This window comes from Reyranella sp. (assembly GCF_004296935.1).
Taxonomy (GTDB): Bacteria; Pseudomonadota; Alphaproteobacteria; order Reyranellales; family Reyranellaceae; genus Reyranella.
Genome location: NZ_SCVH01000105.1, coordinates 32,273 through 54,725, shown reverse-complemented (window position 1 = coordinate 54,725; position 22,453 = coordinate 32,273). Strand labels below are relative to the sequence as shown.

17 protein-coding genes are annotated in these 22,453 nt (G+C 67.2%); 5 read left to right on the top strand and 12 right to left on the bottom strand.

Features of this window, described 5'->3' with window-relative positions:
- Positions 1 to 92: 92 nt before the first annotated feature.
- From EPO55_RS15145 to EPO55_RS15135, 3 genes are all read right to left on the bottom strand, one after another.
- Complete coding sequence (locus EPO55_RS15145) at positions 93 to 800, bottom strand: response regulator (protein ID WP_296337783.1); 708 nt, start codon at positions 798 to 800, stop codon at positions 93 to 95.
- A gap of 49 nt (positions 801 to 849) precedes the next feature.
- Entirely contained in the window at positions 850 to 1,617 is a 768-nt protein-coding gene (locus tag EPO55_RS15140; protein ID WP_296337782.1) for an ADYC domain-containing protein, read from the bottom strand.
- Between the two features lie 61 nt (positions 1,618 to 1,678).
- Positions 1,679 to 1,936, bottom strand: coding sequence for a hypothetical protein (locus EPO55_RS15135; protein WP_296337781.1), 258 nt, complete (start codon positions 1,934 to 1,936; stop codon positions 1,679 to 1,681).
- 242 nt (positions 1,937 to 2,178) lie between these two features.
- Here EPO55_RS15135 and EPO55_RS15130 point away from each other — a divergent pair, with 242 nt between their 5' ends.
- Positions 2,179 to 6,705, top strand: a complete 4,527-nt coding sequence (locus EPO55_RS15130) for a PAS-domain containing protein (RefSeq protein ID WP_296337780.1) — start codon at positions 2,179 to 2,181, stop codon at positions 6,703 to 6,705.
- Between the two features lie 105 nt (positions 6,706 to 6,810).
- Here the strand turns inward: EPO55_RS15130 and EPO55_RS15125 are convergent, their stop codons facing one another.
- The 3 genes from EPO55_RS15125 to EPO55_RS15115 all read right to left on the bottom strand — a co-directional run bounded on the left by EPO55_RS15125 (position 6,811) and on the right by EPO55_RS15115 (position 9,135).
- Complete coding sequence (locus EPO55_RS15125) at positions 6,811 to 7,002, bottom strand: hypothetical protein (RefSeq protein ID WP_296337779.1); 192 nt, start codon at positions 7,000 to 7,002, stop codon at positions 6,811 to 6,813.
- Positions 7,003 to 7,152: 150 nt separating this feature from the next.
- On the bottom strand, positions 7,153 to 8,343 hold the full coding sequence (locus tag EPO55_RS15120) for a CaiB/BaiF CoA-transferase family protein (protein WP_296337778.1): 1,191 nt from the start codon (positions 8,341 to 8,343) through the stop codon (positions 7,153 to 7,155).
- Positions 8,344 to 8,478: 135 nt separating this feature from the next.
- Positions 8,479 to 9,135, bottom strand: a complete 657-nt coding sequence (locus EPO55_RS15115; RefSeq protein ID WP_296337777.1) for a hypothetical protein — start codon at positions 9,133 to 9,135, stop codon at positions 8,479 to 8,481.
- 46 nt (positions 9,136 to 9,181) lie between these two features.
- Here EPO55_RS15115 and tcuA point away from each other — a divergent pair, with 46 nt between their 5' ends.
- Both tcuA and EPO55_RS15105 read left to right on the top strand, forming a co-directional pair.
- Entirely contained in the window at positions 9,182 to 10,672 is a 1,491-nt protein-coding gene (gene tcuA / locus EPO55_RS15110; RefSeq protein ID WP_296337776.1) for an FAD-dependent tricarballylate dehydrogenase TcuA, read from the top strand.
- A gap of 97 nt (positions 10,673 to 10,769) precedes the next feature.
- The gene (locus EPO55_RS15105; protein WP_296337775.1) at positions 10,770 to 11,747 is read left to right on the top strand and encodes a tripartite tricarboxylate transporter substrate binding protein; all 978 of its coding nucleotides are present in this window, start codon (positions 10,770 to 10,772) and stop codon (positions 11,745 to 11,747) included.
- A 16-nt stretch (positions 11,748 to 11,763) separates the two neighbouring features.
- On the opposite strand, the gene EPO55_RS15100 is transcribed toward EPO55_RS15105, so the two are convergent.
- Entirely contained in the window at positions 11,764 to 12,027 is a 264-nt protein-coding gene (locus EPO55_RS15100; RefSeq protein WP_296337773.1) for a hypothetical protein, read from the bottom strand.
- Positions 12,028 to 12,072: 45 nt separating this feature from the next.
- Complete coding sequence (locus tag EPO55_RS15095) at positions 12,073 to 12,315, bottom strand: hypothetical protein (RefSeq protein WP_296337772.1); 243 nt, start codon at positions 12,313 to 12,315, stop codon at positions 12,073 to 12,075.
- Between the two features lie 211 nt (positions 12,316 to 12,526).
- Between EPO55_RS15095 and EPO55_RS15090 the strand changes: the two genes are divergently transcribed.
- Positions 12,527 to 16,366, top strand: coding sequence for an autotransporter domain-containing protein (locus EPO55_RS15090; protein ID WP_296337771.1), 3,840 nt, complete (start codon positions 12,527 to 12,529; stop codon positions 16,364 to 16,366).
- 8 nt (positions 16,367 to 16,374) lie between these two features.
- Here the strand turns inward: EPO55_RS15090 and serA are convergent, their stop codons facing one another.
- Positions 16,375 to 17,958, bottom strand: a complete 1,584-nt coding sequence (gene serA, locus EPO55_RS15085; protein WP_296337769.1) for a phosphoglycerate dehydrogenase — start codon at positions 17,956 to 17,958, stop codon at positions 16,375 to 16,377.
- An 11-nt stretch (positions 17,959 to 17,969) separates the two neighbouring features.
- Positions 17,970 to 19,139, bottom strand: a complete 1,170-nt coding sequence (locus EPO55_RS15080) for a phosphoserine transaminase (protein ID WP_296337768.1) — start codon at positions 19,137 to 19,139, stop codon at positions 17,970 to 17,972.
- A 129-nt stretch (positions 19,140 to 19,268) separates the two neighbouring features.
- Here EPO55_RS15080 and EPO55_RS15075 point away from each other — a divergent pair, with 129 nt between their 5' ends.
- Entirely contained in the window at positions 19,269 to 20,495 is a 1,227-nt protein-coding gene (locus tag EPO55_RS15075; protein ID WP_296337767.1) for an SGNH/GDSL hydrolase family protein, read from the top strand.
- A 3-nt stretch (positions 20,496 to 20,498) separates the two neighbouring features.
- Here the strand turns inward: EPO55_RS15075 and EPO55_RS15070 are convergent, their stop codons facing one another.
- Positions 20,499 to 22,157 (bottom strand): hypothetical protein, encoded by a 1,659-nt coding sequence (locus EPO55_RS15070; protein ID WP_296337765.1) that lies wholly within the window; start codon positions 22,155 to 22,157, stop codon positions 20,499 to 20,501.
- Positions 22,158 to 22,185: 28 nt separating this feature from the next.
- The gene (locus EPO55_RS15065) at positions 22,186 to 22,452 is read right to left on the bottom strand and encodes a cupin domain-containing protein (protein ID WP_296337764.1); all 267 of its coding nucleotides are present in this window, start codon (positions 22,450 to 22,452) and stop codon (positions 22,186 to 22,188) included.
- Position 22,453 lies beyond the last annotated feature (1 nt).

The window sequence follows — 22,453 nt, the reverse complement described above, 5'->3', positions numbered from 1 at the left end:
GCCAATGTACCTATTTTGTTCCAGCCGGCAAGAGGGTAAATAACCCCCTGATTTAATTTATCTTATTGACACAAGTTCTAGTATTGTTCCGCCTATTCCTTGGGCGGTACGAACATATAACCGACGCCGCGCACGGTGCGGATCGCCTCGGGATGGGCGGCGTCCTTCTCGATCTTGCGGCGGAGCCGGGTGATCCGCAGATCGATGGCGCGGTCGAACACTTCCATCTCGCGATGGCCGACCGTCTCCAGCAGCCAGTCGCGCGCCAGCGGCCGGTTGGGGTTCTCGGCAAAGAGCTTGAGCAGGTCGAATTCGCTGGCGGCCAGCGCCTCCTCAGTCCCGTCGGCATCGACCAGCACGCGCTTGTCGAGGTCGAGGACGCGTCGGCCCATGCGCACACGCGGACCGCTGCTGGTCGTCACCGCGCCACCGGACCGGCGCAGCACACTCTTGATGCGGGCCAGAAGCTCGCGCGGGTCGAACGGCTTGGGAATGTAGTCGTCGGCGCCGGTCTCGAGGCCGACCACGCGGTCGACCGTGTCGCCGGCCGCCGTCACCATGATGATGCAGACCTTGCCGCTCTTCTCGCGCAGCCAGCGGGCGATGGCGAAGCCGTCCTCGCCGGGCAGGCCGACATCGAGGAGCACCAGCGCCGGCAACTCGCGCTCGACCAGGCGGCGCAGACCCACGCCCGATTCGAAGCCGGTAACGCGGTAGCCCTGCTTGCTCAGGTAATCGAGCAGAAGCTGGCGCTGGGCCGGTTCGTCCTCGACAACGACAATATGCTGACGCTTATCCATCTCTCCCCCGACATCAGCCTAGCACACGCCGACACGGGGCAAACGGCAATCAGGGCCTGGACCGATTGAACAAAACGGCGCCATGGGTGCGGGCGAAGGCCTCGGTGCAGACCTCGCCAGTGCGGCCACGCAGCGCCGGATAGCGCGCCTCGAGTTCGGCCAGGGTGGTGTTCTCCTTGACGCGCACATGGTGGACGCAGACCGCGCCCTTGGGGCTCCAGCCCGCCTCGAAGACATCGTCGGGTGAATTGTCGGGCACCTGCACGCCGTGATCGTCGTACATGTCGATGCGCATGCCGTCCTTGGTCCACGGCCGGTCGGCGCCGCCGTAGTCGCCGCGCACCATGCGCACGCAGGCCGCATGCAGTGGCGCCAGCGCCGCACCATCGGCGGCCGCGCTCCAGCGGCGGTAGCCGAAGCGCACGCACTTGGCGATCGCGCCCGACGTGCAGCTGAGTTCAATGCCGTTCGGACCACCTTCCAGGGGGAAGCCCTGGCGGCGGCCGTCGGGGCCGGCGGTGCAGAAATTGGTCCAGGCGCCGTCGGCATCGGTCTGTTCCAGCGTATGCAGCCAGACGGTGCCGCTGCGGTCGTCGGGATCGGGCTCGACCGCGGCGATGCGGATCCGCACCGGCCGGCCGGCAAAGCGTGCGTCGAGCACGGCGCCCACCAGGTCGCGGCTGCGCAGGACGCGGCCATCGGCCAAGGCCGCCACGAACTCGGTGCCCTCGACCGTCACCTGGGGGGCCGGCCGGGCGACGGCTGGCGCCGCAGCGGCGCACAGCAAGGCAAGAAGGGCGAGGATCGAGTGGCGCATGGCGGGTGCTCCTGAAAGAGGAAACGGCCCGTCGCGGAGGACGGGCCGTTCGCAGGATCGGTTAGCGGGTCTCGGGCGGCAGTTCGATCGCCTGGATCGACAAGGCCGAGGAGCTGTCCTCCACGCCGTTGTTGCCACCGCCGTTGTTGGCAAAGCCGTTGGTGGTAAAGCCATTGTTGCCGCCGCCGTTGACGCCAATGCCGTTCTCGCCGACGCCGTTGAGGCTCATGCCTTGCGACGAACGGATGGCATGGGCCGGGGCGATGGTGGTGGCCGCCAGGGTGGCGAGGGCGGCAAAGGTCGCGATGGTCTTGAGCATGGTCAGTCTCCCGTTTCATGGTTTGACGGGAGCCGCGGCATGCGGTCCGTCGATGGGAGGATCATGCCCGTGTCCCAAGTCGTGGCGGTGTCGCACCACCCGGCTTGGTGTGCCGTCTGTATCGCGGGATTGGGCCGGTTCGTGTCGCCGGTGTATCGTCGGGCCCTGCCCGCGACTTCGACGATACAAAGCGCCGGGTCCGCGACACACGGCCGATACATCGGGCTCCCAGCATGATCGACATGAACCAGTTGGACATCGCCGGCATCGACCCGAAGCGGGTCGAGCGGATCATCACCGACCGGCTGGTGGAGATTCCCATCCTGCCCAAGCTGGTCGCCCTGCCGATATTCGCGGCCGTGGCGGCCTCGCTTTATGCCGGGATCGCGCCGCTCTGGATGTTCCTCGTGCCGGCGGTCGTCTACCTGGTTTCGGTCTGGGGATCGTGGCGTGTGCAGGTCGCGCACAAGCGCGATCCCGGCGCCGCGAGCCTGTCGGGCTGGCGCTGGCTCTACACCGTCACCGCCGTGCCCACGACCTTCGCCAATGGCCTGATGGGCGGCTTCTTCGCCACCTTGCCGGCCGACCAGGAACGCACGCTCTGGACCTTCGCGCTCTGCCTGATCGGCGGCTGGTCGCCATCGCGCGGGCTCGATGGCCGCACCTTCATCCTCGTCGCGGCGGCGGCCCTGCTGCCGACCTGTGCCGTACTGGTGCTGGACGACGGCAGCCGCCCGGCCGTTGGCCTCGCCGCGATCGCCTTCGGCTTCTTCGTCATCATCAACCTGTTCGCGCACTTCGAGCGCCGCCGCATGCGCGAGCAGATCGCGCGCGACCTCGCCGCGTCGGACATGTCGCAGACGCTCGACGAGGCGCACCGCGACGTGGCCTTCGCCCAGGACACGATGCGCACCGTGCTCGACAACATGAGCGACGGCGCCATGCTCTACGAGGGCGACGGGCGCTGGCTCTACCAGAACCGGGCGATGGCCCGCCTGCACGACATGCCGGACGAATTGTTGAAGACCCTGCCGACCTTCTCCGACATCGTCCGCTTCCGCGCCCATCGCGGCGACTACGGCCCAATCGAGGCGCTGCCGGGTGGCCTCGAAGGCTGGATCGCAAGCCGCGTCGCCCGCTTCGACGCGCCCGGCCAGCCGGCCGAGCGACGCCGCACCGTCACCGGCCGCACCGTCGAGGTGACCTACCGGCCGCTGCCCGGCGGGCGCGTGCTCACCGTCCATCGCGACCTCACCGACATCGACGCGGCGCGCGCAGAAGCCGAGAACACCCGCCGGCGACTTGTCGATGCCATCGAATCTCTTGACGAGCCGTTCGCCGCCTTCGATGCCGACGAGCGTCTCGTGGTCTGCAACAACGCCTATCGCCAGCGCATGCGCAACATCGCGCGCGCGGTCACCCCCGGCGAGAAGTTCGAAGACGGCATCCGCGACTATATCGAAGCCGGGCACATGCTGTCGGCAGAGGGCAATCACGCCCAGGCGATCACCGACACGCTCGCCCTCTTCCGGTCGGGCCGCGTCGACCGTGAGATCCCGACGCATGGCGGCCGGTGGACCCGGCTGCTCAACCGCCGGACCAGCGACGGCGGCACGGTCTCGCTGCTGCCCGACATCACCGACATCAAGGTGCGCGAGGCCGAGTTGGTGGAGACGCGCGCCACGATGCAGGCCGTCCTGGACAACATGGGCGACGGCGCCGCGCTCTACACCCCCGACGGTGGCCTGCTGTTCCACAACGCCGCCTTCCGCCGCCTGCTGGATCTCGACCCGGCGACGATCGCGGCACACCCCGGCCTCGGCGAGCTCGGACGCTATCAGCTCCTGCGCGGCGATTTCGGACCGCCGGCCGATCTCGAGGCGGAGGCGGAGCGCCGTACCGCCCTGGTCCTGAGCGGCAGCGGCACGCCCTTCACGCGGACCGGCCGCGACGGCCGCATGCTGGAGGTGACTTCGCACGCGCTGGCCGACGGACGCCTGCTCGTGACCTATCGCGACATCACCGAACTCAAGCAGCGCGAGCAGGAGCTGGAACGCTCGCGCAGCGACCTGCAGACCATGCTCAACGAAATGCCCGATGCCATGGTCGTCTACGACGCCGACGGCAAATGGCTGTTCCTCAACGACGCGCTGGTCAAGTTCCACGACATGAGCCGCGAGACCCTGGCGAAGCTGCCGGACGTCTGGTCGATGCTCGGCTACGAAATCGACCGCGGCGACTTCGGCGTCATGGACGCCGCGCGCCGCGCCGAATTCATCGCCTCGCAGCGCCGCCTGTTCGAGACCGGCAGCGACGGCTGGACCTTGATGAAGCGCGGCGACCGCACGCTGCAGTTCACCCTTACCGTACTGGCCAACGGCTGGCGGCTGGTCATGCACCGCGACGTGACGGAACTCGAGAACGCCCGTGCCGAGGCCACACGCCAGCGCGAACGTTTCGACGACGCGATCAAGGCGCTCCCCTCCGGCTTCTCGATTCACGACGGCGAAGGCCGCCTGATCGTCTGGAACGATGCCTACGAGACGTTTGCCGGTGGCAGCGGCGCGGGGTTGCTCGTGCGCGGCATGCCCCATGAAGAGATGCTGCGCGAGATGCTGCGGCGCGGACTCGTCAGGCCCGACAGCGCCGCACGCGGCGAGGCATGGATCGCCGAGATGGTTGCGCATCACCGCACCTCGTTCGGCGAGCGCGAGATGGCCACACGCGGAGGTCGCTGGATCCGCATCGCCAAGCATCCGACTCGTGAAGGCGGCGTAGTGACCCTCGTCACCGACCTCAGCGACGTCAAGGCGCGCCAGCGCGAACTGGAGACGGCACGCGACGAGGTCGCCGAGGCGCGAGAGCGGCTGATCCTCGCCATGGAGGCGATGGACGATGGCATCGCCTTCCTCGACAGCGACGAGAAGCTGATCCTGTGCAACGAGGCCTACCGCCGCTTCATGCAGCACATGCCCGAGATCGTCGCGCCGGGCACGGCCTATCCGGCGGCCGTGCTGCACGCCGCCAAAGTCGGGGCGGCGCCACCGAAAGAGGACCCCGCCGGCTGGGCGGACCGGCAGCTCGCAACGCTGCGCGCCGGCCGGCCCGCGCTGATCTCCTACGGTCCCGGGAAATGGGCACGCGTGTCGATGCGCTACGAAGCCGACCGGCGCGCCGTGGTGCTGGTCAGCGACGTGTCGGAAGAGCGCCATCACCAGCGCGAACTCGAACGGGCGTTGGTCGCCGCCGAGAAGTCGCGTGCCGATGCCGAGGCCGCCAACCAGGCCAAGTCGACGTTCCTCGCCACCATGAGCCACGAGATCAGGACGCCGATGAACGGCGTGCTCGGCATGATGGAGGTGCTGGAAGCCGAAGGCGTGGACGAGACGCAAGCGCGCACGGTGGCGACCATGCGCGAGTCGGCGCAGGCACTGCTGCGGATCATCGACGACCTGCTCGATTTCTCCAAGATCGAGGCCGGCGCCCTCGAACTGGAGGAAGCCCCGTTTTCGCTGACCGGCCTGGTCGAGAGCGCGATCGCCACCTTCCGGCCGCAGGCCGAGCGCAAGGGCCTGTCGCTGGTGGCCGCCGTCGCCCCGGGATCGACCGACGCCCTGATGGGCGATCCCACGCGGGTGCGCCAGATCCTGTTCAATCTCCTGGGCAATGCGCTCAAGTTCACCGATCGCGGCGGCGCCATGATCCGCGCCCGCACCGAGCCGCTGGGCGAAGGCGGCACGCGCGTCGTGCTGTCGGTGAGCGACACCGGCATCGGCATGAACGAGGCGCAACGGGCGCGACTGTTCCTGCCCTTCTCCCAGGCCGACAGCTCGACGACACGCCGCTTCGGCGGCACCGGCCTCGGGCTCTCGATCGTGCGGCGCCTCGCCCAGCTCATGGGCGGCGACGTGTCGGCCGAGAGCTCCCCCGGCGCCGGTTCGACCTTCACCGTGACGCTCACCCTGCTGGCCGCCCCGGCCGACTCGCCGCTGATCGACCTGCCCCTGATCGACCGGCCCGCAGCCGAAGCGGCGGCCACGAACGGACTGGCGGGCCTTGCCGGCAACCGCGTGCTGGTGGTCGACGACCACCCGATCAACCGCGACGTGCTGGTCCGCCAGCTCCGCGCGCTCGGCGTCGCTTCCGACTCGGCGGCCGACGGCCTGGCCGGCCTGCAGGCGTGGCAGAGCGGTGGCTATGGCATCGTCTTCGCCGACATCCATATGCCGCAGATGGACGGCTTCGAAATGACGGCGGCAATCCGCCGTCTCGAGACCGCCGGCGGCCGGCCGCACACGCCGATCGTCGCGGTCACCGCCAACGCGCTCGCGGGCGAGGACGAGCGCTGCCGGGCCGCCGGCATGGACGGCTATCTCTCCAAGCCGGTCAGCCTCGCCCGCCTGCGCGCCACCCTGCAACGCTGGCTGCACGGCGACGCCGGCGCCAAGCCGGCGATCGACCGCAGCGTGCTCGACCCCTGGATTGCCGACGACGAGGCGGCCCGGCGCGATCTGTTGCGCAAATTTTCCGCGACCGCCATCGAGTCGCGCCGTGACATCGAGGCGGCCATGACGGCGGGCGACCTGCCTGCCCTTGCCGCCGCCGCCCATCGCCTCAAGGGCAGCGCGCTGGCGGTCGGCGCCCGGGCGCTGGGCGATGCCGCGGGCATGCTAGAACGGACCGCCAAGGCGGGCGACCGTGCGGCCTGCCAGGACAGCCTCGGGCCGCTGGCCGTCGAGGTGCAACGGGCGCAGGCGGAGATCGGATAGGACTTTGGGGCTGGTGGGAGTGGCTCGACCTGGACCGCAAACGCGGACCGGGAGCAAACCGGCGAGCGGCCCTCGCGGGCGGCGCCGGCCTGGATCAGCGAAGACTTAGCGAAACTGGGCCGAAATGACGACGCCACCTTGCGGGGCGTCGTACTGGATTTCGGTGGCTTGGGCGGGCTTGGCCTTGACGACCCAGCCGAGCGTGGCGAGGGCGAACAACAGGCCGTAGACGGGCGCCGCGGAGAGGGTGGCGATGACGGTGGCAAGGGCCAAGAAGGAACCGATGATCTGGAACATGATTATCCCCGGTGTCTCGAAGCGGCCGGGGCGGATTTGCCCTTGCCGGTGACGCCTGTGTACCGGCCGCCCGTATCATCGAAGTATTGCCGGGCCGTGAAATTGTTTCGTCTGTATCGTGGCCCCCAATCGGTCCTGCTTAGGCTGGCCCTATTGGGGCCCCAACAGTCTCGCTGCCCTGAGCGCAGCCACGCCGGTTTTGTCGTAGCCAATCTCCGCCAGGACCTCGTCATTGTGCTGGCCGATCTCCGGCGGATCGCGGAGCAGCGGAGGCCGCCAGCCGAACATCTGGAAGGGCAGCAGCGGCAGGCGCGTCTTCACGCCACCGGGCAGGATCGTCGGTGCCAGCGAACCGTTGGCCAGCAGATGCGGGTTGTCGAACAGGTCCTGCGGCCGGGCGACCGGTGCAAAGGAGACATCGGCCTCGAGGCACATCCGTTCGAGTTCGTCCTTGGTGTAGGCCTTGAAGACCGCCGCGACCTTGGGGACAAGCCACGGCCTGGCCTCGATGCGCAGGTTGTTCGTGGCGAGCCTGGGGTCGGCGGCAAGTTCGGGCTGCCTGAAGAACTCGCAGAAGCGCTTCCATTGGCCGTCGCTGGTGATGCCGACGAAGACCTGCAGGTCGTCGGAGGTATTGAAGATCTCGTAGACCGCCCACGAGCTCACGCGCTCGGGCATCGGCGGAGGTGGCGCGCCATTGATCGCGGTGATGGCGAGGTGCTGGCCCATCAGGAAGACCACCGATTCGAACAGCGCGCTCTCGACCAGCCCGCCCTTGCCCGTCCGGTCACGCTGCTTCAGCGCCAGCACCGTGCCGAAGGCGCCGAACATGCCCCCCATGATGTCGACCACCGAGGTGCCGGCGCGCAGCGGCCGTCCCGACGGCCCGGTCATATAGGCGAGGCCACCCATCATCTGCACGACCTCGTCGAGCGCCGGACGCTTTTCATACGGCCCGGGCAGGAAGCCCTTCAGCGAGCAATAGACGAGGCGCGGATTGATCTTCTCGAGGTCCTTCGGACCCAGCTTGCGCTTGGCCATCGAACCCGGGGCGAAGTTCTCGATCAGCACGTCGGCCGACTGCAGCAGCTTCACCAGCACCGCACGGCCCTCGGGCGCATCGGCATCGAGCGCCAGGCTCTTCTTGTTGCGGTTGAAGTAGCCGAAGAAGCCGGCGCCGAAGCCGCGCAGCTTGCGTGTGCGGTCGCCGTCGACCGGCTCGACCTTGATCACCTCGGCGCCGAGATCGGCCAGGATCATGCCGCACGACGGTCCAAGGATGGTGTGGGTGAGTTCGACGACGCGGACGCCTTTTAGGGGCGGTTCAAACGATGAGGTCATGCCTTCGTTTACCGCACCCAGCGTAAACAGCATAACCTCACCCTGAGGAGCGTCCCGCAGGGACGCGTCTCGAAGGGTCGGCAACCTATATCGTCGTTGGGGCCCATCCTTCGAGACGGCCGCTACGCGGCCTCCTCAGGATGAGGATTTCCCAGAGGCTAGCCAGCTATCGATGTCCTTGGTGAGCGGCAGGCCGGCCGACTCGCCCAGCACGCGATGGCCGATGCCAGAGCCCACCAGGAACGCTTCCTGGTGCGGCAGCGCATTGGCCTTCAGCATGCTTCGGATGGCGGGGCCGTCATGGCCCCAGCCGACCGCCTCGACCTTGCCGTCGAAGGCGTGGTTCAGCAGCAACAGGAACTCGGCGCGCTCGGCCTCGCTCATCGCCGGCACGGCATCGAGGTCGCCCAGGATAAAGAGGCGGCCGCGGAATTTCGCGACGAGGTCGGCGATGCTGTTGCGTGGCTCCACGACGATTTCGCGGTTCGGTCCGCGGCGCACGCGGGCAGCCAGCGACAGCGGCAGCACGGCGGCCCCGAGATGGGCGCCAGAATCCATCAGCGCCGAGGTCAGTTCCTTATAAGTGATGCCCAGCCGCTCGGCCCGTTTCAGCCGCAGCATCGCCACTTCGGGCTTGGGCGCCTTCCAGGCCTTGGCGCTGGCACGACGCCACACCCAGGCCTCCCAGGACATGTCGAATGTCGGGCCGTTGTTGTGCCCGATGCCCGGCCTGCGCAGCAGGGCCTCGACATTGGCATGCCGGACCCCTAGACGGTCGAAACGATCACCCATTGCGCTATTCTAACGCAAAGTTGGGGCCAGAATCGAGGAGCGCCACGTGGACGATTTTCAGGTCGATGTATTGGTGGTGGGTGCAGGAAATGCCGCGGCCTGCGCGGCCCTGGCGGCCCGCGAAAAGGGCGCCACGGTCGCCATGCTGGAGGCGGCGCCCGAGGAAGAGCGCGGCGGCAACAGCACCTATACCGCGGGCGCCATGCGCGTGGTGTTCCATGGCGTCGACGATCTGGTCCAGCTCTACGACCTGACCGAAGACGAGAAGCGCGACGTCGATTTCGGCAGCTACTCGGCCGACGAGTTCCTCGACGACATGGGCCGCGTCACCAACTACCGCTGCGACCCCGAGCTCACCGACATCCTGATCGGCAGGAGCTTCGAGACGCTGAAGTGGATGCGCTCCAAGGGCGTGCGCTTCCAGCCGAGCTACGGCCGCCAGGCCTTCAAGGTGAACGGCAAGTACAAGTTCTGGGGCGGCCTCGCGGTAGAAGCCTGGGGCGGCGGGCCGGGCCTGGTCGATCTCGAGCACAAGGCGGCGGTGAAGGCCGGCATCCCGATCCACTACGAGACGGCGGCGGTGTCGCTGATCGAGGAGGACGGCGTCGTGCGCGGCGTCATCGCCAGACATAAAGGCCGCAAGGTCAGGATCGGCGCCAAGGCTGTCGTGCTGGCCTGCGGCGGCTTCGAGAGCAACGCCGAGATGCGCACGCGCTACCTGGGACCGACCTGGGATCTCGCCAAGGTGCGCGGCACGCGCTTCAACACCGGCGCCGGCATCAACATGGCGCTGGCGATCGGCGCCAAGCCGCACGGCAACTGGTCGGGCGGTCATGCCGTGGGCTGGGACATGAACGCGCCGGAGTTCGGCGACCTGGAAGTCGGCGACAATTTCCAGAAGCACTCCTACCCGCTCGGCATCATGGTGAACGCCAACGGCCAGCGCTTCGTCGACGAGGGTGCGGACTTCCGCAACTATACCTATGCCAAGTACGGCGCCGTGATCCTGTCGCAGCCGCAGCAGTTTGCGTGGCAGATCTTCGATTCGAAAGTGCTCGACAAGCTGCGCGATGAGTACCGCATCAAGCGCATGACCAAGGTGCGCGCCGACACGATCGAGGAGCTGGCAGGCAAGCTCGAGGGCGTCGATGCGCAGGCGTTTCTCAAGACCATCAAGGAATGGAACGCCGCCGTCATGACCGAGGTGCCGTTCAACCCGGCGGTCAAGGACGGCCGCAGCACGCGGGGTCTCGCCGTGCCGAAGAGCAACTGGGCCAACACGATCGACCAGGCCCCGTTCGAGGCCTATGCCGTGACCTGCGGCCTCACCTTCACCTTCGGCGGCCTCAAGATCTCCACCGAGGGAGAGGTCGAGAGCACCGACGGCCACACGATTCCCGGCCTGTTCGCGGCCGGCGAGCTGGTCGGCGGGTTGTTCTATCACAACTACCCCGGCGGCACCGGGCTGGTCTCCGGCGCGGTGCTCGGCAAGCTGGCGGGCGACGGCGCCGGGCGCTACGTTTCGGGCAAGAACTGACACGAAGTGTCATCCCTAGGGCGCCGCCCGAGGGATCTTTGAGGCCACAAGAAAGATCCCTCGCTGCGCTCGGGATGACAGGTTTGGGAGGAAAGATATGAATACAATTACTCGCCGCCATGCGCTCGCACTCGGCTCGACCGCGCTCGTCCTGCCCTCGTCCCTGCAGGCCCAGGCCGCCTGGCCGACACAGCCGGTCAGCTTCGTCGTCGGCTATGCCGCCGGCGGCGGCGCCGACATCGTGGCCCGCGAACTCGCCCATCTGCTGACGCCGCTTCTCGGCCAGCAGGTGATCGTCGAGAACAAGGGGGGTGCGGCCGGCGCGATCGGCGCGCGCTTCGTGTCGCAAGCCAAGCCGGACGGCTACACGATCTTCTACGCCGTCGGCACCAACGTCGTGACCAACCCGCATGTGCTCAAGAGCTCGATCGACACGCTGAAGGGCCTGGTGCCGATCATCCAGACCACCGACTACCAGTACGTGCTGGCGGTCAACCCGAGCGTGCCGGCCAACAACGTCAAGGAGTTGATCGCGCTCGCCAAGAAGGAGCCAGGCAAGCTCACCTATTCCTCGTCGGGTGTCGGCGGCAACAACCACCTGGCCGGCGCGCTGTTCGCCGAGGCAGCCGGCATCGATCTCACGCATGCGCCCTATAAAGGCACGGGGCCGGCGCTGCTCGATGTCATCAGCGGCATCATCACCATGAACTTCTCTTCGCTGCCGCCTGCGGTCGGCCAGATCAAGGCCGGCAAGCTCAAGGCCCTTGCCGTGACCGGCGACAAGCGGGTGAGCTCCCTGCCCGACGTGCCGACGCTCAAGGAACAGGGCGTCGATGTGGCCGTCACCGGCTGGCACGGCCTGTTCGCGCCACCCAAGACGCCCGACGCCATCCTCGACCGCATCCACAAGGAGACGGTCGCGGCGATGAAGGACCCGAAATACACCGGGGCGCTGGCCAAGGACGGCCTCGAACTGCCGCCCAACCGCAGCCGTGCCGATTTCACCAAGTTCGTGGTCGACGAGCACACCTTCTGGGGCAAGAAGCTGAAGGCACTGAACGTCCAGATGGAGTGAAGGCTCTCGCCGTCAGCTACCGTTTCGGAACCATGCAGAAGCCCTGAGCCTCGATGCCCAGCGGCGGATTGAACTTCGAGCGGAAGTTCTCCATGGCGATCGCCGCCGTGAGTTCGACGATCTGGCCATCGCTGTAGTGTTTCTTCAACTTGTCGACGAGCGCATCGTCGACTTGTCGGTCGGTGTAGGTGATGCGCTCGGCATATTCGAGCGCCAGCCGCTCGGCCTCGCTGAACAGCTTGCTGTCGCGCCAGTCCGTGACTTCCGCGAGCTTCTCCATCCCGCCTTCAGTGGTTTCCAGCACACGGCTGGAATTTATGTCCATTCAAAACGGACAGCCGTTGATGGTGGCGACCCGCACGTAGAGCAGCGCCGGCAGGCCCTTGGGCAGCAGGCCAGACTGCTCGATCGACTGGCCGAGCAGGCCGGCGGCGCGCAGGATCGGCGGACAGTGTGCCAGGACCTTGGTGGGATTGAGCAGGCCGCCGAACATCTCGCGCTGGCGGTCGAAGATCGCCTTCAAGGTCGGATCGCCGCCGTCCTCCTCGATTTCACTGACACGGGCCATCGGCACACCTCTGTTTCATCGCGGCGACGATAGCGCCGTCATCTCGCCCGGCGCGAGGAAACTTTTCTCATGCCGACCCGAAGCAGGACGAACCCTGAGCCGCCCATTTTGAAGAACCGACTGGCTCATTCCGGGTAGTTCATCGCTGGCGAAAACGCAACCGAGGCGCATATTCATTTCGCGACAAGGCAGAGGGCGTGGAAAGCAACGAATGACTGTCTGCAGGCCGTATATCACCGGCATAGGCCTGTGGCTCGCCACCGCCGCGGCGGCTTCGGAGCAGGCTCGAGCGCAGTCGTGGAACCAGTACAGCGGTACCGGCATCTCGGTGCAATACGCCAACGGGCCGATGGGGCCCAACAATCCAGGCACGATCAACATCCTGCTGCCCGGCGGCAGGGTAAGCACACCCGTCGCAGCCACGATGGACACCGGCTCGACCGGCATCGTCGTCGGGCGGGATTATTTCAATCCGAATGCCCCGGGCAACGTCAAGGTCGGCCCCGGCAGCCAGTCCTACAGCAGCAGCGGCGTCGGTTACACCGGGACGTACTACGACACGACAGTGCAGATCTATAACCCGAATCCGGGTGTTGGCACCCTTCCCGTCGCAACCGCGACCGTCAGGGTGCTCTACACAGAGCAACAGGCCGACGCGCTCTACATGGGCGTCGGCTACAATCGCGGCAACGGCGCGGACCCCGCCACCCCCATTCCCGTCTCCGCCAATCCGTTCCTCAACGTCGACGGCGTATCCACCAAGGGCTACATCATCAGCAACACCGGGGTCACGCTCGGCGTCCCGGCCAGCGCGAACTCGGGCTTCGCCATGGTGAAGCTGGTCCAGAATTCCATCGACTGGAACGCCACCGGCATGACCGTCTCGGTGAACGGCATCAGCGGCAGCGGCACCGTCCTGCAGGACGCCGGCATCAACTACGCGTTCCTGACGCCGCCGCCCGGCACGGGCCTGCGCAGCGGCTTCTTCGCGCCGAACGGCACCGACATCCTGGTCACGTTCCCGGGCCAGGGCGCGTCCTACGGATTCAAGGCCCAGGGGCACTCGAACACCAGCTGCCCGACGCCGGTGGCGCCAACGGTCGTTCCCTGCAACGTGACCGCGGTCAACGTCGGCAGCCCGAACATCTACCTCAACACCGGCCGCGAGTTCTTCGCCGGATTCGACTATCTCTACGACTACGACAACGGTTACGTGGGCTATGCCTGGACCGGCAATGTCGCCACAGGCGGTGGCGTCAGCGGCAGTTCGACATCCGGTGTCGCGCTGACGGGGCCGGTGACCTTGTCCGACAATTTCCTGTCGACCCTGCCGACCTACCTGTTCGGCGCGACGAGCTTTGCCGTAGGCGGAACGGGAACGGCAAGGATCAACGCCGTCATCACCGGACCCAACTCGCTCACGCTCACCTCGGGCAAGCTCGAACTGGGCGCCGCGAACACCTATAGCGGTGGCACCGTCGTGAACGGCGGCACGCTGCGACTGGGCGCCGGCGGGTCGTTGCTGTCGACCGGCGCGCTCACGATCAACGGCGGCATCTTCGACCTCGATGGCCATACCCAGACGGTCGGCGCTCTCTCCGGCACCGGCGGCACGCTGGCGCTGGGCACCGGCACGCTGACCGCGAACAGCGCCAGCAGCACCTCGCTTTCGGCGGCCATCACTGGCAGCGGCGCATTCGTGAAGCAGGGTACCGGCACGCTCACCCTGCTGGGTGCCAATACCTACTCTGGCGGCACGACCGTCTCGGCCGGCGCACTGCAGGGCAACACCACCAGCCTGCAAGGCGCCATCGTCAACAATGCTTCGGTCGCCTTCAACCAGTCCAGCAACGGCACCTATGCCGGCAACATGTCGGGCAGTGGCGGCCTCGCCAAGCTGGGGGCGGGCACGGTGATCCTGACCGGAACAAACAGCTACACCGGCGGCACGACGGTGTCGGGCGGCGTCCTGCAGGGCCACACCACCAGCCTGCAGGGCGCCATCGTCAACAACGCCTCGGTGGTGTTCGACCAGGCCAGCGCCGGCACCTACGCCGGCAACATGTCGGGCAGCGGCGGCCTCACCAAGATCGGCGCCGGCGTGCTCACGGTGTCGGGCAGCAACAGCTACACGGGCGGCACGACCGTATCGGCCGGCACCTTCCGCCTGGGCAGCTCCACGGCGCTGCCGACGATGGGTGCGCTCACGGTGAACGGCGGAATCTTCGACCTTAATGGCTTCAACCTGACGGTGGGCTCGCTGGCGGGCAGCGGCGGCACGATCTCGCTGGGCGGCAGCAATCTGATCGCCGACGATGCCACCAACACAACGCTCAGCACGACCATCACCGGCACCGGCGGCATCACCAAGAGCGGTGCCGGCCTGCTGAACCTGACCGGCGCCAACACCTACACCGGCCCGACCACGGTCTCGGGCGGCCGGCTCGCCATCAACGGCAGCATCACCAGCAACGTCACGGTGGGCGCAGGCGGCAACCTCGGTGGCGTCGGCACCATCACCGGCACGGTGTCCAACGGCGGCGTCATGGCGCCCGGCAATTCGATCGGCACGCTGAACATCGTCGGCTCCTTCACCCAGAATGCCGGCAGCACCTACCAGGTCGAGGCCAATGCCGCGGGCCAGGCCGATCGCACCAACGTCACCGGTGCGCCGGGCACGGCCACCATCAACGGCGGCACGGTCCAGGCGTTGGCCGACCCCGGCGTCTATGCGCCCAGCACGACCTACACCATCCTCAATGCCACTGGTGGCGTCACCGGCACCTATGCCGGCGTCACCAGCAACTATCCCTTCCTCCAGGCTTCGCTCGGCTACGACTCCAATAACGTCTACCTGACGCTGAAGCCCGGCGGCTTCGCCGCCGGCGCGCAGAGCGCCAACCAGCGGGCCGTGGGCGGCGTGCTCGACCGCAGCGTCGCGGGCTCGGGCGGCGACTTCGCCACGGTGATCGGCACCATGGCGACGCTCAGCCTGCCCCAGGGCCAGGCCGCCATGGATGCCCTCAGCGGCCAGAACTATTCGGGCTTCAGCACCGCCAATGTCGGCAGCAGCTTCTTGTTCATGAACACCATCGGCCAGCAGATGAGGCAGTCGCGCGGTGGGGCGGGAAGCGGCACTCGCGTCGCCCTGGCCCAGGTCTGCGACGTCGCCTGCGATGGCCCCGATGGTGATGAAAGCCCGAGCCCGTGGAGCCTATGGGGCAGCGCGCTGGGCGGCACCGGCAGCGTCGCCGGCAACGGCAACGCCTCGACACTTACCTACAACGGTGGCGGCATGGCCACCGGCGCCGACTATCGCCTCGCTCCGCAGTTCCTCGTCGGCCTCGGCATCGGCTTCTCGAGCGGCAATCAGTGGCTGAGCGGCTTCAGCGGCCGCGGCACCAGCGACAGCTACCAGGCCAGCCTCTACGCTTCCTTCACCCAGGCGGCGTTCTACCTCGATGCCCAGGCGGGCTACGGCTACAACGACAACCAGATGACCCGCATGATCGCCATCCCGGGCCTGCAGCCCCGCACGGCGACGGGCCATGCTGGCGCCAGCCAGCTCGTCGGCCAGGTCGAGGCCGGCTACAGGATCGGCATCTACGAACAGGCCGCCGCTTCGCTGACACCGTTCGCCCGCCTGCAAGGCGTGAACAACAACCAGGCCGCTTTCAACGAGACGGGCGCGGGCTCGCTCAGCCTCAACGTCGCGCAGCAGACGACCAACTCGGTGCGCAGCACGATCGGCATGGAACTCGCGGGGGCCCTCGACGCCGGCTGGCGCGACAGGCTCGCCTTGCAGGTTCGCCTCGGCTGGGCCCACGAATATGCCGACACCTCGCGGCCTGTCACCGCCTCGTTCGCCGGCGCACCGGGCAGCAATTTCACCGTGTTCGGCGCGGCCCCTCAGCGCGACTCCGCTGCCCTCGGATTCGCCGCCGGCACCGCGATTGCGGAGAACACTTCGATCTATTTTCGCTACGACGGCGAGGTCGGCACCGGCACCGACAACCACGCCTTCTCCGCCGGCCTGCGCATGACGTGGTGAATGAGCCGCTAGAACCCCAACACCTTGGCCTGCACGACACCCTCGACGGCGGCGATTTGGCCAATCAGGGCCGACGAGATCGGTTGGTCGACCTGGACCAGGGCGATGGCCGAGCCGCCGGGCTTGTCGCGGCCGAGATGGAAGGTCGCGATGTTGACCTTGCTCTCGCCCAGGAGCGTGCCGAGGCGGCCGATGAAGCCCGGCTTGTCGTCGTTGGTGATGTAGAGCATGTGCGGCGCGAAGGCGGCGTCGATCTCGATACCCTTGATCTCGACGATGCGCGGGTGCTTGCCGCCGAACAGCGTGCCGGTCACGGAGCGGATGTACTTCTCGGTCGTCACCGAGAGGCGGATCATCGAATGGTAGTCGCTGGTGCGCTCGTGCTTGACCTCGGCGACCTCGATGCCGCGCTCGCGGGCAACGACCGGAGCATTGACCATGTTCACCGAATCGAGCTGCGGCCGCAGCACGCCCATCAGCGCCACCTGCGTCAGCGGCTTGACGTTGAGCCCCGCCACGTCGCCCTCGTACTCGATCGACACCGCCTTGATGTCGGTATCGGTGAGCTGGCCGGCGAAGGAGCCGAGCTTCTGCGCAAGGTCGAGGTAGGGCGCCAGCCGCGGCGCGTCCTCGGCCGAAACGTTGGGCATGTTGAGCGAGTTCGTCACCGCCCCGGTCAGCAGGTAGTCGGCCATCTGCTCGGCCACCTGCAGCGCCACGTTTTCCTGCGCCTCGAGCGTCGACGCGCCGAGATGCGGCGTGCAGACGAGGTTGGGCGCGCCGAACAGCACGCTTTCCTTGGCGGGCTCCACGGTGAAGACGTCGAAGCCCGCTCCGGCAATATGGCCGGAGACCAGCAGGTCACGCACCGCCAGTTCGTCGACCAGCCCGCCGCGGGCGCAGTTGATGACGCGCACGCCCTTGCGGGTCTTCATCAGGTTGGCGCGGCTCAGGATGTTCTTGGTCTGCTCGGTGAGCGGCGTGTGCACGGTGATGAAATCGGCACGCGCCAGCACCTGGTCCAGCGTGCCCTTCTCGACGCCCAACTCGGCGGCGCGCTGGTCGCTCAGGAACGGATCGTAGGCCAGCACGCGCATCTTCAGGCCGAGCGCCCGCTCGGCCACGATCGAGCCGATGTTGCCGCAACCGATCAGGCCCAGCGTCTTGAAGCTGAGCTCGACGCCCATGAAGCGGTTCTTCTCCCACTTGCCGGCCTGGGTGCTGGTGTTGGCGTCCGGCACCTGGCGGGCGACGGCGAACATCAGCGCGATGGCATGTTCGGCGGTGGTGATGGCATTGCCGAACGGGGTGTTCATGACCACCACCCCGTGCGCGGTCGCGGCCTTGATGTCGACGTTGTCGACGCCGATGCCGGCGCGGCCCACGACCTTGAGCTTCTTGGCCTCGGCCAGAACCTCGGCCGTGACCTTGGTCGCCGACCGGATCGCGAGGCCTTCGTAGTTGCCGATGATGGCACGCAGCTCGGCGGGCTTGAGACCCGGCTTGAAATCAACGTCGCAACCGCGCTCCGAGAAGATCTCGACAGCGCGCGGGGAAAGCTCATCGGAGATGAGGACCTTGGGCTTCGCCATGTTTCTGCTCCTCAGGCCGCTGCTTTGCCGAATTCGCGCTCGATCTCGCCATAGGCCCAGTCGAGCCAGGGCAGCAGCGCCTCGAGGTCGCTCGCCTCCACCGTGGCGCCGCACCAGATGCGCAGGCCCGGCGGAGCGTCGCGATACGAGCCGACATCGTAGCCGGCCTTCTCGGTTTCCAGGAGATCGGCCATCTTCTTGGCCGCCGCCGCTTGGCTGTCGGCTGCGAGTGCGGTGAACCAGGGTGCCGTGATGACGAGGCAGACCGAGGTGTTCGAACGGATCGCCCTGTCGGCCGCCAGGAAGGCCGCCCACGGCCGCGCCGCGACGAACTTCTCGAGCACGCCGAGATTGGCCTCGGAGCGGGCCGTCAGGCCCTTCAGCCCACCGACGCTCTCGCCCCAGCGCAAGCCGTCGATCGCATCTTCTACGCAGAGCAGCGACGGCGTGTTGATCGTGTCGCCCTTGAAGATCGCCTCGGAGAATTTCCCGCCCGACGTGAGGCGGAAGATCTTGGGCATCGGCCAGGCTGGCGTGTAGCTTTCGAGCCGCTGGATGGCGCGCGGGCTCAACACCAGCATGCCGTGTGCGCCCTCCCCGCCCATCACCTTCTGCCACGACCAGGTAACCACATCGAGTTTCTGCCACGGCAGATCCATGGCGAAGACGGCGGAGGTCGCGTCGCAGATCGCGAGCCCCTCGCGGTCCGCGGCGATCCAGTCGCCGTTCGGCACTTTCACGCCCGAGGTCGTGCCGTTCCAGGTGAAGACGACGTCGTGTTTCCAATCGACCTGTTTCAGGTCGGCGATCTGCCCGTAGGGCGCCTTGAGCACGCGGGCGTCCTTGAGCTTGAGCTGCTTGGCCACGTCGGTGACCCAGCCCTCGCCAAAACTTTCCCAGGTCAACATGTCGACGGGCCGGGCGCCGAGCAGCGACCACAGCGCCATCTCGACGGCGCCGGTATCCGAGGCGGGCACGATGGCGATGCGGTAGTCGGCGGGAATGCCCAGGATCGCGCGCGTGCGATCGACGGCCTCGACAATCTTCTTCTTGCCGAGCTTGGAACGATGGGACCGCCCCGTGGCGGCATCTTTGAGGACTTCGGGCGTCCATCCGGGACGCTTGGCGCAGGGTCCGGACGAAAAGTCGGGACACGCCGGACGCATATTCGGCTTCATCATTTACCTCTCCCTTACAGAAGAGCTGCACTCCGGTGGGGGAGCGTGGCCCGCGGCCCGTATAAGGGCGGTCGCTGCTGCGGTCAATCCGGGGCGATTGTCGCAGGCCGGTAAAACGTGTGAAAAAGACTCATGACTGGACAGGGCAAGCCGGCCCGCAACTGGGCCCGGGCGATCGGCGCAACGCTGGGCATTCTCGCCGTGTCAGCGGTTGCCGCGGAAATCGTCGCCCGCACCTTTTTCGACCTCGAGACCCTGCAATACCGGCGCCCCTACCAGCCCGTGTTCGTCTCGGGCGACTACCATTACCTGATGCCGAACGAGCGACTACCTTATGTGCCTGGCGGGCCCGTGGCGCTCGGCTACCACGAGGCGCGATTCGGCCTGTACTACGATGCCGCGACGACGCCGCCCCGCTCTTCGACGACGCTGACCGACTTTCTCTTCGCCCACAGACACTCGCGCTACAACGCCGCCGAAATCGACCGCATCACCTGTGCAGAACCCGGCGCCACGCTGGTCCATGTCCTGGGCGGCTCCGTCGCCCAGGGCTTCTCGGCCGATGAAACACCCGATACCTGGCATGCCAGGCTGGAAGGCCTGCTGCGCGACAGGTTGCGGCGCCAGGACGTCTACGTCTTCAACGGCGCCATGGGCGGCTTCGTCTCGGTGCAGGAGAAGCTCGCCTACCATCTTGCGGTGGCGCCGCGGCGCGCCAGCCTGGTGCTGTTCGTCAACGGCTACAACGACGTCACCATTCCGGCGAATTCTGCCGTGCGCCCCGGCGATCCGTTCCAGCTCGGACTGCGCTACAGCCAGCTCTTCAACGACGGCTTCATCTGGTGGCTCGCCCGCCACAGTGCGATCGCACACACCATCCTCCAGAACGAATTCAACGGCCATGTCAGCGAGTTCCGGCGGCAACTCAACAACGACGATGCCGTCTTCAGGAAGCAGGCCGACGCGATCACCGACATCTATACGGAGAACATGAACGAGGTGCTGGGCGCCTGCGAGGCGCGCGGCCAGCCCTGTCTCGTGGCCGTCCAGCCCGCGCGCGCGGTCACGGCCGGACGCCTCGGCACCGGGAGCGACGACATCCTGTCGCAAAAGCGGATGACGGAGATCTACGCCCTGCTGCTCGAGAAGGTCGCGGCCAGCCCGCATCGCGGCAAGTACATCGATTTGACCCGTATCTTCGACAAGGGCGAGAAGCTGCAGCTCTTCGCCGATTCCGTGCATCCCAACTATGCCGGCCAGCAGGTCATGGCGAACGCCCTGCTGACGCCGGCGCTGGCCGCGCTGCGATCGTCGACGACCGTGCCGCCGCTTCCGGAGCGCTGCCGGAAGAAGGAGTGAGCGTCAGCGCCGTCGCAATTCGTAGTAGGTGCCGACGGTGGGATTGCTGAAGACCGGCCGGGCCTCGAAGTTGTCGTGCAGCATCCTGGCAATGGCTGCAGCCCTGTTGGCGGCCGCCAGGCTGCCGAGTTGGCCCGCCAGTTCGTCGACGCTCCAGTTCCAGACGTCGGAAACCGCCACCTGGTAACCATGGTCGAGCGCCTGGTCGATGTCGCCCTTGATCGACTGCGCATGCTGCTCCGCCGTCCAGTCGGGATGACGGATGGCGCCGGCGGCGATGGCGATCCATTTGAATTTCGGCTGGGCCGATGGCGCGGGCGCCGGCGTGAAGGCGCCGTCCCAGTCCCACGTCCGGCTCCACAGCGCGTACTGCCAGACCGTGATCGGCTCGAAGCCCCAGTAGAGAAAGACCGTCGAGTCGGGCGGGAAGCGTTTCTCGATCGCCGCGAGCGCGGTCAACGACGCCGGATCGCCACCGCGCCAACGTGCGAGTTGGGCACCGTTCCAGACCAGCGGCGCCAGCGACAGGATGGCGAGGAAGAGCAGCGTATGCCGCCGGCGGCTGGTCGCGAGAAGATGCGCCGCCAACAGGCCCCACGCCACCGTCAGCCACGGCATGACGTTGATCTGCATCTGCGGATCCTGCGGCTGGGCGTAGAGATTGAACACCTCGCCCGCGCCCAGGGTGCCAAGAAAGACGATGGCGATGGCGCGCAGCCGCCGGTCGGCCCGTTGCGGCCACAGGGCCACCACGGCGGCAACGAAGATCGCGGCCTGCAAGAGCACGGATACCGACAGCGGAAACACCAGGCGCCGGGCTGTGATGGGGTCGGTGAACCCACCCATGATCAGGAAATAGTTCCCGATGCCCGACAGCATCATCCAGGCCTTGTCCCAGGAAAAGCCGGCCCAGCCGCTGGCCACGCCCTTGCCCGTCCACAGCATGTCGTGGAGTCCGACCGCGCCGTTGTGGCCGTCCCACAGGAGCTGGACGATGCCTGCCGTGGCCAGGATCGCGCCGATCATCGCGACGATGCGCCTGAGCCGCCGCGGGATCGAGACCCCCGACAAGGCCAGCGCCAGCAGCAGCGCCGGCAGGGTCGGAAAGATCAGCCGCCACTCGAGCAGCCAGCCCAGGGTGAAGACCGCGCCGACGATCACCACGCGGATATAAGTCGGCCGATCGAACCACAGGCCGGCCAGCGTCATGGCGCCCAGGACCAAGGCATAGCCCGGCATGATGTCCTCGCTGATCACCGCGAGAAGCAGGAAGAAGCCGCAACCGAAATGGAAGATCGCGGCAAGAACGGCAGCCGCGATGCTCTTCGTCACGCGATGGACGAAGGCATAGACGAAGACGATGCAGAGGCTCGCCCAGAAGGCATTGAGATAGGCGAGCTGCTTCCATGGCACGCCGCGCTGGATGCCGAGGACATCCAGCAACCGGCACAGAGCGCCATAGAGCGGGAAGTAGAGATAGTTCGAGTCGTCGAGCCGCGCAGTGACGGGATTGGCGATCCAGGGCTCGGTCTGGATAGCCTTGTACATGCCGTTCGCGGTCAGGATGTGGACGTTCTGCAGCCAGCCGATCAGGCCGACGAGGGCCAGCAGCGACAGCGCGAATGCCAACAGGAGCTGCCAGCCGAGCGCCGGAGTCTTCATCACACTCCCGACGGTCTGGCTGGGATCGTCAGGACTTGCGGCCGAACAGCGTCACCGCGCCTTCGGGTCCATAGCTTTCGGAATGCAGGCACCCCTTGGGCATGGCGAACGCCTCGCCGGCCTTGTAGGTGCGGGCGCCGCCGTCGCGCGACAACGTCAGCGCGCCCTGCAGCACCATCGCCCGCACGTCGTAGGGGTGGCTGTGCTCCGGATTGACCTTCACGCCCGGCGTCGTGTTGGTCTGCACTTCGTAGCCGTCGCGCTGCAATTCCGCTTCGAACGTCACTCGGTCCATC

Bases quoted from the DNA above. Each gene is read 5' to 3' on its own strand.
- EPO55_RS15145 (WP_296337783.1), bottom strand. From the start codon at position 800: ATGGATAAGCGTCAGCATATTGTCGTTGTCGAGGACGAACCGGCCCAG.
- EPO55_RS15140 (WP_296337782.1), bottom strand. From the start codon at position 1,617: ATGCGCCACTCGATCCTCGCCCTTCTTGCCTTGCTGTGCGCCGCTGCG.
- EPO55_RS15135 (WP_296337781.1), bottom strand. From the start codon at position 1,936: ATGCTCAAGACCATCGCGACCTTTGCCGCCCTCGCCACCCTGGCGGCC.
- EPO55_RS15130 (WP_296337780.1), top strand. From the start codon at position 2,179: ATGAACCAGTTGGACATCGCCGGCATCGACCCGAAGCGGGTCGAGCGG.
- EPO55_RS15125 (WP_296337779.1), bottom strand. From the start codon at position 7,002: ATGTTCCAGATCATCGGTTCCTTCTTGGCCCTTGCCACCGTCATCGCC.
- EPO55_RS15120 (WP_296337778.1), bottom strand. From the start codon at position 8,343: ATGACCTCATCGTTTGAACCGCCCCTAAAAGGCGTCCGCGTCGTCGAA.
- EPO55_RS15115 (WP_296337777.1), bottom strand. From the start codon at position 9,135: ATGGGTGATCGTTTCGACCGTCTAGGGGTCCGGCATGCCAATGTCGAG.
- EPO55_RS15105 (WP_296337775.1), top strand. From the start codon at position 10,770: ATGAATACAATTACTCGCCGCCATGCGCTCGCACTCGGCTCGACCGCG.
- EPO55_RS15100 (WP_296337773.1), bottom strand. From the start codon at position 12,027: ATGGAGAAGCTCGCGGAAGTCACGGACTGGCGCGACAGCAAGCTGTTC.
- EPO55_RS15095 (WP_296337772.1), bottom strand. From the start codon at position 12,315: ATGGCCCGTGTCAGTGAAATCGAGGAGGACGGCGGCGATCCGACCTTG.
- EPO55_RS15090 (WP_296337771.1), top strand. From the start codon at position 12,527: ATGACTGTCTGCAGGCCGTATATCACCGGCATAGGCCTGTGGCTCGCC.
- serA (WP_296337769.1), bottom strand. From the start codon at position 17,958: ATGGCGAAGCCCAAGGTCCTCATCTCCGATGAGCTTTCCCCGCGCGCT.
- EPO55_RS15080 (WP_296337768.1), bottom strand. From the start codon at position 19,139: ATGATGAAGCCGAATATGCGTCCGGCGTGTCCCGACTTTTCGTCCGGA.
- EPO55_RS15075 (WP_296337767.1), top strand. From the start codon at position 19,269: ATGACTGGACAGGGCAAGCCGGCCCGCAACTGGGCCCGGGCGATCGGC.
- EPO55_RS15070 (WP_296337765.1), bottom strand. From the start codon at position 22,157: ATGAAGACTCCGGCGCTCGGCTGGCAGCTCCTGTTGGCATTCGCGCTG.
- EPO55_RS15065 (WP_296337764.1), bottom strand. From the start codon at position 22,452: ATGGACCGAGTGACGTTCGAAGCGGAATTGCAGCGCGACGGCTACGAA.